Origin of the sequence: Novosphingobium fuchskuhlense, assembly GCF_001519075.1 — a bacterium.
GTDB lineage: Bacteria > Pseudomonadota > Alphaproteobacteria > Sphingomonadales > Sphingomonadaceae > Novosphingobium > Novosphingobium fuchskuhlense.
Genome location: NZ_KQ954245.1, coordinates 544813 through 557418, shown reverse-complemented (window position 1 = coordinate 557418; position 12606 = coordinate 544813). Strand labels below are relative to the sequence as shown.

General features: G+C 65.5%; 15 protein-coding genes and 1 tRNA gene. 5 read left to right on the top strand and 11 right to left on the bottom strand.

What is annotated here, in order from left to right; genetic code table 11:
• The 3 genes from pdhA to AQZ52_RS12390 form a co-directional block, all read right to left on the bottom strand.
• Positions 1-1116: a pyruvate dehydrogenase (acetyl-transferring) E1 component subunit alpha gene (pdhA, locus tag AQZ52_RS12400; RefSeq protein WP_067911127.1), complete on the bottom strand. Its 1116-nt coding sequence runs from the start codon at positions 1114-1116 to the stop codon at positions 1-3.
• A gap of 212 nt (positions 1117-1328) precedes the next feature.
• A tRNA-Arg gene (locus AQZ52_RS12395) sits at positions 1329-1405 on the bottom strand.
• A gap of 46 nt (positions 1406-1451) precedes the next feature.
• Complete coding sequence (locus tag AQZ52_RS12390; protein WP_067911118.1) at positions 1452-1892, bottom strand: (deoxy)nucleoside triphosphate pyrophosphohydrolase; 441 nt, start codon at positions 1890-1892, stop codon at positions 1452-1454.
• Positions 1893-1922: 30 nt separating this feature from the next.
• Between AQZ52_RS12390 and AQZ52_RS12385 the strand changes: the two genes are divergently transcribed.
• From AQZ52_RS12385 to AQZ52_RS12375, 3 genes are all read left to right on the top strand, one after another.
• Positions 1923-2132, top strand: a complete 210-nt coding sequence (locus AQZ52_RS12385; RefSeq protein WP_169793745.1) for a Flp family type IVb pilin — start codon at positions 1923-1925, stop codon at positions 2130-2132.
• A gap of 217 nt (positions 2133-2349) precedes the next feature.
• Positions 2350-2538 carry a Flp family type IVb pilin gene (locus AQZ52_RS12380; protein ID WP_067911115.1) on the top strand — a complete coding sequence of 63 codons (189 nt, stop codon included), beginning with the start codon at positions 2350-2352 and terminating at the stop codon, positions 2536-2538.
• 238 nt (positions 2539-2776) lie between these two features.
• Complete coding sequence (locus AQZ52_RS12375) at positions 2777-2965, top strand: Flp family type IVb pilin (protein WP_067911112.1); 189 nt, start codon at positions 2777-2779, stop codon at positions 2963-2965.
• Between the two features lie 72 nt (positions 2966-3037).
• Here the strand turns inward: AQZ52_RS12375 and AQZ52_RS12370 are convergent, their stop codons facing one another.
• The 5 genes from AQZ52_RS12370 to AQZ52_RS12350 form a co-directional block, all read right to left on the bottom strand.
• A complete protein-coding gene (locus tag AQZ52_RS12370; protein WP_067911107.1) occupies positions 3038-4513 on the bottom strand; it encodes a M48 family metalloprotease in 1476 nt (491 codons plus the stop codon).
• A 134-nt stretch (positions 4514-4647) separates the two neighbouring features.
• On the bottom strand, positions 4648-5592 hold the full coding sequence (locus tag AQZ52_RS12365) for an acetyl-CoA carboxylase carboxyltransferase subunit alpha (protein WP_067911105.1): 945 nt from the start codon (positions 5590-5592) through the stop codon (positions 4648-4650).
• A gap of 10 nt (positions 5593-5602) precedes the next feature.
• Entirely contained in the window at positions 5603-6529 is a 927-nt protein-coding gene (locus AQZ52_RS12360) for a tyrosine recombinase (RefSeq protein WP_205626475.1), read from the bottom strand.
• A gap of 4 nt (positions 6530-6533) precedes the next feature.
• Positions 6534-8174 carry a hypothetical protein gene (locus AQZ52_RS12355; protein ID WP_338045507.1) on the bottom strand — a complete coding sequence of 547 codons (1641 nt, stop codon included), beginning with the start codon at positions 8172-8174 and terminating at the stop codon, positions 6534-6536.
• 251 nt (positions 8175-8425) lie between these two features.
• Positions 8426-8647, bottom strand: a complete 222-nt coding sequence (locus tag AQZ52_RS12350; RefSeq protein ID WP_067911101.1) for a hypothetical protein — start codon at positions 8645-8647, stop codon at positions 8426-8428.
• Positions 8648-8688: 41 nt separating this feature from the next.
• On the opposite strand from AQZ52_RS12350, the gene AQZ52_RS12345 reads away from it, so the two are divergent.
• Together AQZ52_RS12345 and aroB are read left to right on the top strand one after the other, a co-directional pair.
• Complete coding sequence (locus AQZ52_RS12345) at positions 8689-9270, top strand: shikimate kinase (RefSeq protein ID WP_067911099.1); 582 nt, start codon at positions 8689-8691, stop codon at positions 9268-9270.
• Positions 9261-10370 carry a 3-dehydroquinate synthase gene (aroB, locus tag AQZ52_RS12340; protein WP_067911097.1) on the top strand — a complete coding sequence of 370 codons (1110 nt, stop codon included), beginning with the start codon at positions 9261-9263 and terminating at the stop codon, positions 10368-10370. Before AQZ52_RS12345 ends, aroB begins: the two co-directional genes overlap by 10 nt.
• Here the strand turns inward: aroB and AQZ52_RS12335 are convergent.
• From AQZ52_RS12335 to AQZ52_RS12325, 3 genes are all read right to left on the bottom strand, one after another.
• Positions 10367-10738, bottom strand: coding sequence for a tRNA-binding protein (locus AQZ52_RS12335; RefSeq protein ID WP_067911094.1), 372 nt, complete (start codon positions 10736-10738; stop codon positions 10367-10369). The genes aroB and AQZ52_RS12335 overlap by 4 nt on opposite strands.
• Complete coding sequence (locus AQZ52_RS12330; RefSeq protein ID WP_067911092.1) at positions 10739-11521, bottom strand: enoyl-CoA hydratase-related protein; 783 nt, start codon at positions 11519-11521, stop codon at positions 10739-10741.
• A 92-nt stretch (positions 11522-11613) separates the two neighbouring features.
• Positions 11614-12582, bottom strand: coding sequence for a glucokinase (locus AQZ52_RS12325; protein WP_067911089.1), 969 nt, complete (start codon positions 12580-12582; stop codon positions 11614-11616).
• Positions 12583-12606 lie beyond the last annotated feature (24 nt).

Here is a 12606-nt window from a genome sequence, read left to right as displayed (position 1 = left end):
TCAGTAGGTCCCCACCAGCACGTCGGTGTAGAGTTCAGCCGGTGCCGGCTCGGGCGAGCTTTCGGCAAAATCGGCGGCTTCGGCTACGATGGCTCGGATCTTCTTGTCGATCGCCTTGATCGCATCCTCGCTCACGCCCCGGCGCAGCAGGTCCTGCTTCGCGCCTTCGATGGGATCGTGATGGTCGCGCATTTCCTGCACTTCCTCGCGGCTGCGATACTTCGCCGGATCAGACATTGAGTGGCCGCGATAGCGATAGGTGTTGAGTTCCATCAGCACCGGCCCATTGCCCGCGCGGACATAATCGAGCGCGACTTCGGCGGCCGCGCGCACTTCCAACACGTCCATGCCGTTGACGTCCATACCGGGGATGCGGAAGCCCGTGCCGCGGCGGTGGAAGTGTGTCTCCGCCGAGCCGCGCTTGACCGCGGTGCCCATGGCATAGCCGTTGTTCTCAACGACAAAGACGATAGGAAGTTGCCACAGGGCGGCCATGTTGAAGGTTTCGTAGACCTGGCCCTGGTTGGCCGCGCCATCACCGAAATAGGCCATGCACACGCCGCCATCGCCGCGATACTTGTGCGCAAAGGCAAGGCCTGCGCCCAGCGGCACCTGCGCGCCGACGATGCCGTGGCCGCCGTAGAACTTGTGGTCGGTCGAGAACATGTGCATCGAACCGCCCTTGCCGCGGCTGATGCCGGCGCCGCGCCCGGTGAGCTCTGCCATGATCACCTTGGGATCGATCCCGTAGGCCAGCATGTGGCCATGATCACGGTAGCCGGTGATGACGCTGTCGTGCCCTTCGTTCAGCGCCGACTGCAGGCCGACAGCAACCGCTTCCTGGCCAATGTATAGGTGGCAGAAGCCGCCGATCAGGCCAAGGCCGTAAAGCTGGCCCGCCTTTTCTTCGAAGCGGCGAATCAGCACCATCTGCTCGTAGAAGCGCAGCAGTTCCTCGTCGCTCGCGTCATAGCGCTTGTTGTTCGCGTGAGCCTGCTGGAGGCTGCGCAAGGCGAAGGAGGCTTCATCTTCCGGGGCGGCGACCGGAGCGGCCGGGGTGGGCGCGGTTTTGGGCTTGGTCGCCCTGGGTGCGCGCGGCTTGGCGGATTGGGCCAATGCGGTGATTCCTTGTCTGGCAGCCTGGGGAGGGCACGGGTCCTGGCAGCCCCCGCCAAAAACGGGTTCGCCGTGGGTCGCTATAGGACCAAGTGCCTGAAATCCGCAACGGTCAAGGCTGTTCGTATAGCTATGCAGACCGAGTTAGAAACGCGTAACGGAACGCTTCCACGGACCATACCGCAGCGCTTGTTTTCAAAGATTTGGGAAAATGGTGCACCCGGAGCGATTCGAACGCCCGACCCTCAGATTCGTAGTCTGATGCTCTATCCAGCTGAGCTACGGGTGCGTGGAAGCGCGCCTCTATAGCCGCCTACCGGGCTTGGCAAGTCCTATCACGGGTTTTTTACAAAGAGATGCAACGCAGCCGCCAGCGGGACGTCCAATGGCGGCATCGCCAATGCGCCGAGCGCCTCTGTCTCGTACCACCCAATCGCCGCTCCCGGTTCCGGCACTGGCTCACCCTGCCAGTTGCGGCAGGTGTAAAGCAGCAGAACAATAGGTCTTGTCGTACCATCAGCCTGACTGGCGGCGAATGTCAGAGGCGTCACATCGCTCTCGTGAATGGAAATGCCAAGTTCTTCGGCAATTTCACGGACGAGAGCCGCGGCAGGCCCTTCACATGGTTCGACCTTGCCGCCGGGAAATTCCCACAAGCCGCCTTGGGCGCGGTTTTCGGGCCGGCGCTGCATCAGAACGCGGTCGGATGAATCGAGCAGGGCCAGCGCGACGACGAGCAGCGTTGCCGGGTCTGCTGCAAGGAACGTTGCATCCATTTATTATATGTTAGTCTTATGGATCATAAAATGTACCTAGACGCGGACAGGGGCTTCCGACCGATGTGGGACTTTGTCCGAAAGCCATTGATTGACAAGACGGGGGCCACCGCCATCGAGTATGGCCTGTTGATCGGTGTGATCGCAATGACCATGTTCTTCGGCATGAGCGCGTTCGTGAACTCTCTCTTCCTGATGTACGAGACGATCGACGGCAACCTCAAGAACGCGAAGAAATAGAGGTTTCGCCTGATCCCACCGCCTCGGTGTACATCGTGACAGACGCTGCGCCGCCGGCAACACATCGGCACGTTGCGATCATCCAAGCGCAGCATCGCTTTACCCTTTGTCAGGAATTGCCGGATAATTTGACACCTGCAATTTCGTGCGGCCGGGGGGTCGTAACCAGCGAAAGCGCACATGGGCCGCGCAGGCGGTCAGGTGGAGGACCATTCGCATGACACTTTTCAGGACGCTTCTTCGCGATGAGGAAGGCGCCACGGCCATCGAATATGGCCTCATCGCCGCACTCATCGCAGTCGCCGCCATCACGGCCATGGGGGCATTGGGCAATTCGCTTTCAAACACGTTCACCCAGGTTTCGACCAAGATGAACAATGCTTCGGACGGCAAGGGTCCGTTCTAAGCACAAGCGCTTCCAGCATACGAACGCAGAGCGGGGGTGTGGTGTTCCACGCCCCCGTTTTGTTTTCGCATTATAAGCGCACTGAAGATTGCCGGATAATCTTACAGCAATGGCGCGTTCTTAAGTATTTCTCAGGAAGTGCCGGGTAATCTCGCAGTCACTGGCTGGATGACCAGGGTGTCGATGTAGCGCGCTTCATCGACGTGTCGTTTGTCGCTGCCCTTGAGGATTTTTCGCAATGACCCTTTTCCGCAAACTCCTGGCCGACGAGAGCGGTGCAACTGCGATCGAATACGGCCTGATTGCCGCGCTGGTCGCCACGGGCGCGGTCGTCGCGATGGGCGCGCTCGGCAACTCGCTGTCGAACACCTTCACGCAGATCTCGACCAAGATGGCCAACGCGCAGGACGGCAAGGGTCCGTTCTAAACAGGCGTTTTGCCAGCATGGCTTGGCAATAAGAGGGTGCCGGCACCGGTGCCCTCTTCCGTGTGCGGGTGATCAATAGACGATCAGCTTGACGCGCGTGCCCGGCACAAGCTGGCTTGACGCATCGAGCGCGTTGAGGACGAGGAACCGGTCGAGCGGCCGGTCATCATAGGCCATGCGGCGGGCCATTGCCTGCAGCGTATCGCCCTTCTTCACCGTCACCACGAGCAGCCGGCGCGCGCGTAAAGCCCCAGCCTCGCCAATCGTGATGCGGCGCATCGAGGAAAACATGGGATCGAACGCCCCGGCTTCTCCCGCCGCGCTGATCGTGGTGAAATGGAAGGCCTGCTCCGGCCCCCAGGCATAGGCGAAGACTACGATATCGCGCGTCCCGTCACCGGTGTCCGCGCGTACCACGCCATAGGCCGCCGGGATGCCATTGACCGTGGTCGTGCGCACCGTGTCGGGCACGAGTCGCTGCTGATCCGAAAGCCCGGCGAAAACCGCGCGGACATAAGCATCGAGATTGCCCGAGAACGGCGCCGTGGCGAGCTCACCCTTGCCGGATTGGCCGGAGATAGAGACTGAGCGCGTACCGTTGACGAGGTAGAAGCCCTGCGGTGCCTGGAAGCTCATGCGGAAGCCGGGGTGCAGGAACTTGCGTCCGTCAACCACACCCTGCTTCGGATCATCGCCGTAGGTCAGGCCATCGATGCGGGTAAGGAAAGTGTCGCGGTTGGTCATGCCCCGAGCGTTCGGCCCGGCCAGCGCCAGCGCGGTGGTCACGCGCGAGGCGGGATCGGGGTGCGTGCTCGCCCATTCCGGCACCCTGTCTGTGCTCCCGGTCAGCTGCGCATCCAGTGCAGTCTGCTGCGCCAGGCTGCGCAGCACGGTGCCCATGGCTCTCGGATCATACCCCGCGCGCTTCAGATAGGTGACACCCAGCGCATCGGCCTCGCTTTCCTGCCCGCGCGAGTACTTCAGCGTGAGGAGCTGGCTGCCGGTAGAGAAGATCTTCTGCCCGAGCTGGCCAAGCGCTGAATTGCCGAGCACGGCACCCGCCAACACCGATCCAAGCACGCCGAGAATCGTGTTGCGCGTGGCAGCACTCTCGCGCTTCTGCGAATGGCGGGCAGCAACATGGCCAACTTCATGGCCAAGCACGCCGGCCAGTTCCGCCTCGTTGTTCATCAATACGGCGAGCTGGCGCGTGACATAGACATAGCCGCCAGGAATCGCGAAAGCGTTGTTCACCGGTGAATTCAGCAGCGTGACCGTGAAATCGCTGCGTGCGTTGCCGAGACCGGACTGAAGGGCGATCGTCTTGCCGACACCTTCAACATAGGTCGCCTGCGGGCCCGTCAGCGCCCCGCCGAATTCGGAAAGAAGCTGCGGATGGGCCTTGGCACCCTGCGCCTTGTCGGCCGCGCTGATAGTTGCAACCGCGCCTTGCGCTTCGGCCTGCGATGTCGGCACCGCAGGGCCTGCCAGCACGAAACTGCCGGCTCCTGCCGCCAGCAACAGGGCGTGAAGCGGACGATTGCTCATGGTCTCTCCCCTCTATCCGCCGCTGCAGCGCGAAGGGCACCTGCGGCAGTGACGCTCCACCAGTCTAACCTTGCCCGCCGCGACAAGACCAGAAGCATTTGGTCCGGGAAGGACCAGGCAGAAAGTGGCGCTCGTCAGGCGCCGATACGGAGGAACCGTTCGGCGCGCAGCGCGCGCAGCGTATCGGCGGGCTTGCCCGCAAGTGCCGCGAGTTCGCCGGCAATCGCCTTGCCGAGCGCCAGCGCGGTGCCGGCCGGATCACGGTGCGCGCCGCCAACGGGTTCGGGCACGATCCGGTCAATCACACCAAGCCCGAGCAGGTCCTGCGCTGTCATGCGCATGGCCTCGGCCGCTTCGGGTGCCTTTTCGGCGGTGCGCCACAGGATCGAGGCGCAACCTTCGGGCGAAATCACTGAATAGACTGCATGTTCGAGCATGAGCACGCGCTCGGCACTTGCCAGAGCAACCGCACCGCCCGAGCCGCCCTCACCAACGATCGCCGCGACCATTGGCACGCCCAGCGCCAGACAGGCCTCGGTGCTGCGGGCAATGGCCTCTGCCTGACCGCGCTCCTCCGCCTCGACACCGGGAAACGCGCCCGATGTATCGACAAGCGTGACAACCGGGAGCCCGTAGCGGCTCGCCATCTCCATCAGGCGCACCGCCTTGCGGTAGCCCTCGGGTTTGCCCATGCCGAAGTTGTGGTGGATGCGGCTTTGCGTATCGTGGCCCTTTTCGTGGCCGATCAGCATGACCGCGCGGCCCTCCAGCGTGGCGAATCCGCCAACGATCGCGTTGTCCTCACCGAACTTGCGATCGCCGCCCAGGGGCATGAAATCGGTGAAGGCCAGCCGCACGTAATCCCGGAAGTGCGGGCGCGAGGGATGGCGGGCAACCTGCGTCTTTTGCCAGGGCGTCAGCGATCGGTAGGTGCTGGCGAGAAGCTCGGCGGACTTCGCCTCGAGCCGGCGGATCTCTGCCGTGATGTCGAGCGCGCCATCCTGCGCCGTCACACGCAACTCGGCGATGCGCGCCTCGAGCGCGGCGATCGGCTTTTCGAATTCGAGATAGGAAATCATCCGCGTCGCGCTAGGGCTGGCTGGCCGCTTGGTCAACCTCCGGCGCGGCGTTTTGCGCTGCACGGCCCGCTTCCGAGCCTAGCGGATGGCGGGAATTGACGAGCGCGACAAGCCGCGCGGCATCGACATGGGTGTAGATCTGCGTCGTCGCGATATCGGCGTGGCCGAGCAGGGTCTGCAGCACGCGCAGATCCGCACCGCCCTCCAGCAGGTGCGTCGCGAAGGCATGTCGAAGCACGTGGGGGCTGACCTTTTCAGGATCGAGCCCGGCCCGCAGTGCCAGATCACGCAGCAGCTGGAACAGTCGCACACGGGTGAGATGGCCGCCGCGCGGACTGGGGAACACCCAGCGCCCCCCGCCGGGACGCAAGGCCAGCCAGCGCGCGAGCGCCGCACCGGCACGGGCACTGATCGGGACCATGCGCTGCTGGCCGCCCTTGCCGGTGATCATCAGGAACGGCGCATCGCGCGGCACTGCGGCCATCGGCAACGAAACCAGCTCGGTAGCGCGCAGGCCCGAACCATAGAGCAGTTCGATCAGGGCGAGCATGCGCGCGCCCTCCCCCTCCCCGGCGCGCGCGTCTTCCTCGGCGCGGGCAAACAGTGCAGCGATCTCGCCATGCCCCAGAAGCCGGGGCAGCGGCCTGCGGGTGCGCGGACGCGGCAGGGCGGCGCTGGGGTCATCGCTGCGCAGCCCCTCGTCGGCGAGAAAACCGTAGAATTGGCGGAGCGCGGAAGCCTTGCGGGCAAGGCTGGAAGGGGCAAGATCACTCCACGCCTCGGCAAGCCGGGCGAGCGCTACACTGTCCGCCGTCAGCAGATCACCGATTTCCGCGCGTGCAGACCTGAGATCGCGGCCATATGCGGCGATGGTGTTGGACGCGGCACCGCGCTCGGCGGCGAGCATGGCAAGGAAGGCAGCGATAGGATCGCTCACCCCGTCAGACCCGCGCCACGGCCTCCGCCGCGATCATCCGCGCCTCGCCCTCCAAACCGGCACGGCGCAGCGCGGCGACGATGTGGTAGAGGTGCAGCGGGGTCATCTTGTCCCACCCGCTGCCCTGCATCCCGAACCCGGCCAGCAGCGCGACAAGCACCGCATTGCCGGATCCAGCAGCAGAATCGATGGCCCTGGTCCAGCGGGTCTCCCGCGCGAGATCGAGCTTGAGGTCATCGGCAACCTTGCGTGCGGTACCCGGATCGACGCGCCCGAGGCCCATCAGCCCCGCCAGCAGGAAGCGCGAGCGCAGCCCGCCGCTGCTCGTATCATCCGACTGGAAGGTGCCGAGCGTGTCGGCACCGATCGCGGCCAGCTTGGTGGGCGCTGCCAGCGCAATCAGGCCCCAGGCCTCGCTGCCCGCGGGCACAACACCAGCCCAGCGCGCGGCATTGCGATCGAGTCCGGCGGTGAGCATCGAGGCGATCAGCCCCTTGGCATCGCTGGAAAGGCCGGCGTCCGGAGTGATCCGCGCGGCGGCATAGGCGGTAAGGACAAGGCGCGAGTACGCCCGGTCCGGATTGCTCGCATCACCCCAAAGGCTGCGGATTGCGGCCAAGCGGTCGGCGGCTTCGGCAGCAAGATAGGCACTGCGCAGCGTATCGGAGAGAGGTCCCCAGGTCGCATCGGGCTCTTCAAGTGCGTGGATCTCGCTGTAGAGATCGACCATGGCCGCTGCTGAGAGGATGCCGCACTCGGCGGCGATATCCGCTGCTTCGGCGCGGGCGGCGAGCGAGAGCATCGGCGCGCGTACGGCGAGCACCGCATAAGCCGCACCCGCCTGCTTGCGCAGCGCTTCGGGCGGCTCCAGCCCGGTCGCGAGTGCGAGGCCGGTGCGCCATGGGGTCAGGCTGTCAACTCCGCCCCATTCGATCTTCACCGCGCGGTGGCCCTGGCTGGCGGCACCGGCAAACTTCTGCGCGAGGAGAATGTCGATCTTGGCAGCGGTGCCCTTGCGCATCGCATTGTCGAGCACAGCAAGCGCCGGCGCACCCTCACCGCCGGTAAAGGCCGTGCAGATCGCGCGCGTCAGGGCCCAGTCCGCGCCCTCCCGGCCCGCAGCCGTGAGCGCGGTGATCGGGCACAGCCCGACGGGATCGGCGGTGGCGAGGAAGCTGCCCATCGCCGCGTCTTCCAGAGTGCGGGTGTAGAAGCCGTTGTCCACTTCCTGCACCATTGCGCGGGCGGCATCAGCCTCGCCCATACGGAGCAGCGCCTGCGCGCGCAGCGCAGCCCAATCCGCCCCGTTCATGCCGACCGGTGTATCGAGCCGGCTCGCCAGCGCGCGGCGAAGCAGGATGTGCCCCCAGCGCGAGACCAGTTCGCCGCGCAGCCCGGTCAGCAGCCCAGCCACGAACGGACCATTGAGGTAATGGCTTGAGACTGCGGGAAAGCCCCCGTCCGCCTGATCGTAGAAACCGACACGCGCGAGGCTGCGCTGCGCCTGCGGCGGAATATCGGCCTTGGGCTTGGCGCTGGCGACGAGCTGGTCGATCAAGGCCGGGTCGATACCCGCGAGCGCATTGCCCGGCGCGGCCGGTACGGCGGGCGCTGCCGCATCAGGAACCGGCTGCACTTGGGGCACGGATACGGCTTGCGCAGTTGGCGAGGACGCCGGCCGCTGGATAGTAACGACGGCAGGTGCAGAGGTCCGGGCCGGCGCCGGTGCGGCGGCGGACCCTGCCGGACGTGGCGGCGAGGGGGGCTTGCGCGGCGCCTGGGCCGGCTTTTCATCGAAACCTGGCGGAAGCAGCGATTCCTGCGCAGCGACGGCCAACCCCGAAAGTCCGGCGACAGCACTGCAGGCCAGCAAGGCCAGGCGCAGACGGCGCTGCATCACGAGGCAGCCTTTGCATCTGGCAGCGCAACAGGCGTCTCGATCCAGCGGGTCTGCTGCGTATCCCCCATGATCCATGCCAATGCCACTATCGCCACCACCACCAAGAGGCTGCCCATGACCACGATGCGAAGAATGGGCAGAAATCGACCTTGCACCTGAAACGCTCCCGAGGCCGCTCGCTCGCCCCGGAAGAAGGCGCGGCCACGGCTCTTGTACAACCCTTGCGCTTGGCCCTAGCGCAACTATAGGCGGCGCGGCAATGGAGCATGACGACCCCGCCTTCCCGGCCGGCGCGATCCAGCGTCTGGCCGCCCGCATCGACCGGCCGATCGTGCTGGTCGGCATGATGGGCGTGGGCAAAACGACGGTTGGGCGCAAGCTGGCTTCCATTCTGGCGATGCCCTTCTGCGATGCCGACGAGGAAATCGAGAAGGCGGCGCAGATGTCGATCCCCGAGATCTTCGCCCAGTTCGGCGAGCCCTATTTCCGCAGCGGTGAGCGGCGGGTGATCGCACGGCTGCTGGGCGAGGACGGTGCGTCCGAACGGCGAGTGCTGGCGACCGGCGGAGGGGCCTTCGCGGATCCCGAGACGCGCGCGCTGATCCTGAAGCGCGCCATCGCGATCTGGCTCGACAGCGATGTCGATACACTGGTGGCGCGCGTGGGCCGCAAGGGCAACCGGCCGCTGCTCAAGACCGGCAACCCGCGCGAGATCCTCGCCCGGCTCAAGGCCGAACGCGGCCCCGCCTATGCCGAGGCGCCGATCCACGTGACCAGTGGCAACCAGCCCCACCAGGCGACTGTGGTCACCATCCTGAAGGCAATCGACGCATGGCTGTGATACCCGTAAACATCGCCGGCGCGCCCTACGAGGTGCGGATCGAGGCCGGGCTGCTGGCGGCTGCCGGCCAGCACTGCCGCCCGTTCATCCGTGGCGGCAAGGTGGCGGTGGTGACCGACGAACGGGTCGCCGCAGCCTGGCGCGGGCCAGTCGAGGCCTCGCTTGCAGCGCACGGCATTACCAGCACATGGCTGGTCCTGCCCGCCGGCGAATCGACCAAGAGCTGGCAATATCTCGCGCAGACGGCGGAATGGCTGCTCGAACAGGGTGTGGAGCGCAAAGACAGCGTGATCGCACTCGGTGGCGGTGTGATCGGCGACCTGACCGGCTTTGCCGCCTCGATGGTGAAGCGCGGATGCGGTTTCATCCAGATGCCGACGACCTTGCTCGCGCAGGTCGATTCCAGCGTGGGCGGCAAGACTGCGATCAATACTACGGCGGGCAAGAACCTGGTCGGCGCGTTCCATCAGCCGGTGCTGGTACTGGCTGATCCGCTGGCGCTCGATACCTTGCCACCGCGCGAGACGCGGGCAGGCTACGCCGAGGTCGTGAAGTACGGTCTGATCGACGATGCCGACTTCTTTCACTGGTGCGAGGCACATGGCCCGGCGCTTCTGGCGGGCGACGCAGCGGCGCGCGAACATGCGATTGCAAAGAGTGTCGCGGCCAAGGCGCGGATCGTCGCGGCGGACGAGAAGGAAACGCTGGGTGTGCGCGCGTTGCTCAACCTCGGTCATACCTTCGGCCATGCGCTGGAAGCCGAGACGGGCTTTTCGGACCGGCTGCTCCACGGCGAGGGCGTGGCGCTCGGCATGGTGCTGGCCGCGCGCTACTCGGCGCGGATCGGGCTGATGAACGGCCAAGATGCGGAGCGTGTGGCGGGCCATATCGGCGCGGCGGGCCTGCCCTCCTCGCTCGCGGCGCTCGGTCTCATGTGCGACGGCGCGCGGCTCAAGGCGCATATGCTGCACGACAAGAAGATGGATGCAGGCACCCTGCCCTTCCTGCTGATGCGCGGGATCGGGCAGACGTTCCTCGCCAAGGACGTGGACCTCGCGGACGTGGCCGCGTTTCTCGATGCGGAACTGGCGCGGGGCTAGAACAGCCGCGCGCCGTTGGGAACCTTTCGGTCCGGTGCAAAAAGCACGACGCGGCCTTCCTCGTCCGGGAAGCCCACCGTCAGCACTTCGGACATGAACTTCCCGATCTGGCGCGGGGGGAAATTGACCACCGCCGCCACCTGCCGGCCGACCAGTTCCTCGGGCGTATAGAGCACGGCGATCTGCGCGCTCGAACGTTTCACGCCGATGCCCTCCCCGAAGTCGATCGCCAGCTTGATGCTGGGCTTGCGCGCTTCGGGATAGGGTTCGGCGCTCACGACTGTGCCCATGCGGATATCGACCTTGAGGAAATCCTCAAAGCCGATGATGTCTGCCGCCGGGGCTGCGGGATCGTGTTCGAGATGCACTTACTTGCCCTTGAAGTCTGCCTTGCGCTTTTCGAGGAAGGCGCTGATGCCTTCCTTGGCGTCGCTGCTGTCACCAGCCTTCCATTGGCCTTCGGCTTCGATAAGCAGCGCGGCGGGCAGATCGGTTTCGAGCGCACGCGCCACGTTCTGCCGCATCACACCGAGCGCCACGGTCGGCCCGTTGGCGAGCCGCTCGGCGAGAGCCATGGCCTCGTCAGCCAGCGCGGCATCGTCGACCGCCTTGTAGATCATGCCCCATTCCTCGGCCTTTTCGGCGCCGACCCGTTCGCCCAGCATCATCATCTGAAGCGCACGTGACTTGCCGATCAGCCGCGGCAGGACCCAGCTGGCACCGCCATCGGGCACGAGACCGATGTTGACGAAAGCCTGGAGAAAATAGGCACTCTTCGCCGCGAGCACAAAATCGCCCATCAGTGCGATAGAGCAGCCGACGCCGGCGGCAGGGCCGTTGACCGCTGTAACGATCGGGACCGAAAGCCGCGAGAGCTTTGCGATCATCGGGTTGTAGCTCTCTGTCAGTGCCTTGTAGCTGCCTGCCCCGCCCGCGACGCTGCGCTTGCCGCTGACAGCCAGATCGGCGCCCGAACAGAACGCCCGACCCTCGCCCGTGATCACGACAGCGCGCGCGCCTTCGAGGTCATAGAGCGCATCGCCGATTTCGACCGCCATATTGGGCGGGCAGGCGTTGAGCCGCTCTGGCCGGTTGAGCACGATGCTGCGGACAAGGCCGACGGTTTCGACGCGGATCGTTTCGTAAGACATCGCTCTTTCCCTTAATCGCTCGGTTAAGGCATGGCTAAGCCAGCCTAGCACCCTTGGCAAGCGGGTTCAGGGCTTCCTCGCAAAAGCGTGAGCTATCCGGCGTGAGCCTGTGCGAAAGCGGCAGCGGCGCCAAACAGGCCGGGCTGCGGATGGGTAATGAGCTTGACCGGCATGGCGGCCATGAGCGCTTCGAACCGGCCTTTGTCGCAAAAGCGCTGCGCGAAGCCGGAACGGACCAGCGAATCCTTTATCCGTAGCCCGAGGCCGCCCGCCATGACCAGTGCGCTTGCCCCATGTGCCAGCGCAAGATCGCCCGCCACGCTGCCGAGCGAGAGGCAGAAGCGGTCAACCGCTGCCGAAGCAAGGCTGTCTTCCCCGCTGGTCCCGAGTGCCCAGAGCTCCTTGTCGGTGAGCGAGGTGATCGCCCTCCCCTCGATGCTGGCCAGCGTTTCATAGATATCGACAATGCCGGGGCCAGCGACGACCCGTTCGGCCGAGACGCGGCGGTGCCGCCCGCGCAAGCGCGCCAGAATCGCATCCTCGATCCTGTCGAGCGGCGCAAAATCGATGTGGCCGCCTTCGGTGGGCTGGACATGATAGGTCCCGCGCTGCCGCCAGAGCTGGGCGACACCCAGCCCGGTGCCGGGGCCGACCACGCTGATGGTGCCCTCCTCGGGAAGCGGTACATCGGGGCCGCAGAGGTGGAGGAGGTGCGCAGCATCGGCCTGCGCGACAGCATGGGCGACGGCGGCGAAATCGTTGACCACCACATAGGCAGGTGCGCCGAGCTTTTCAGGGATCAGCGCCGGACGGATGATCCAGGGATTGTTGGTGAAGCGGATGATCTCACCGCCAACCGGGCCTGCAACCGCGATGGCGACAGCGGCCGGGAGGCTTCCGCCGGAGAGGCGGGCAAACTCCTCCCAAGCAAGCTGGAAGCTGGGATGGTCTGCGGTCTTGAGCGTTACCGCCTCGCCCAGCGTGACGACGCGCCCTGCCTCTACCTCGGCCAGCGCGAAGCGGGCGTGCGTTCCGCCGATATCGACCGCGACCAGATGCATCCCTGCTCTCTCCCTGTTGTGACG

Bases quoted from the DNA above. Each gene is read 5' to 3' on its own strand.
- AQZ52_RS12390 (WP_067911118.1), bottom strand. From the start codon at position 1,892: ATGGATGCAACGTTCCTTGCAGCAGACCCGGCAACGCTGCTCGTCGTC.
- AQZ52_RS12385 (WP_169793745.1), top strand. From the start codon at position 1,923: ATGTACCTAGACGCGGACAGGGGCTTCCGACCGATGTGGGACTTTGTC.
- AQZ52_RS12380 (WP_067911115.1), top strand. From the start codon at position 2,350: ATGACACTTTTCAGGACGCTTCTTCGCGATGAGGAAGGCGCCACGGCC.
- AQZ52_RS12375 (WP_067911112.1), top strand. From the start codon at position 2,777: ATGACCCTTTTCCGCAAACTCCTGGCCGACGAGAGCGGTGCAACTGCG.
- AQZ52_RS12370 (WP_067911107.1), bottom strand. From the start codon at position 4,513: ATGAGCAATCGTCCGCTTCACGCCCTGTTGCTGGCGGCAGGAGCCGGC.
- AQZ52_RS12365 (WP_067911105.1), bottom strand. From the start codon at position 5,592: ATGATTTCCTATCTCGAATTCGAAAAGCCGATCGCCGCGCTCGAGGCG.
- AQZ52_RS12345 (WP_067911099.1), top strand. From the start codon at position 8,689: ATGGAGCATGACGACCCCGCCTTCCCGGCCGGCGCGATCCAGCGTCTG.
- aroB (WP_067911097.1), top strand. From the start codon at position 9,261: ATGGCTGTGATACCCGTAAACATCGCCGGCGCGCCCTACGAGGTGCGG.
- AQZ52_RS12330 (WP_067911092.1), bottom strand. From the start codon at position 11,521: ATGTCTTACGAAACGATCCGCGTCGAAACCGTCGGCCTTGTCCGCAGC.
- AQZ52_RS12325 (WP_067911089.1), bottom strand. From the start codon at position 12,582: ATGCATCTGGTCGCGGTCGATATCGGCGGAACGCACGCCCGCTTCGCG.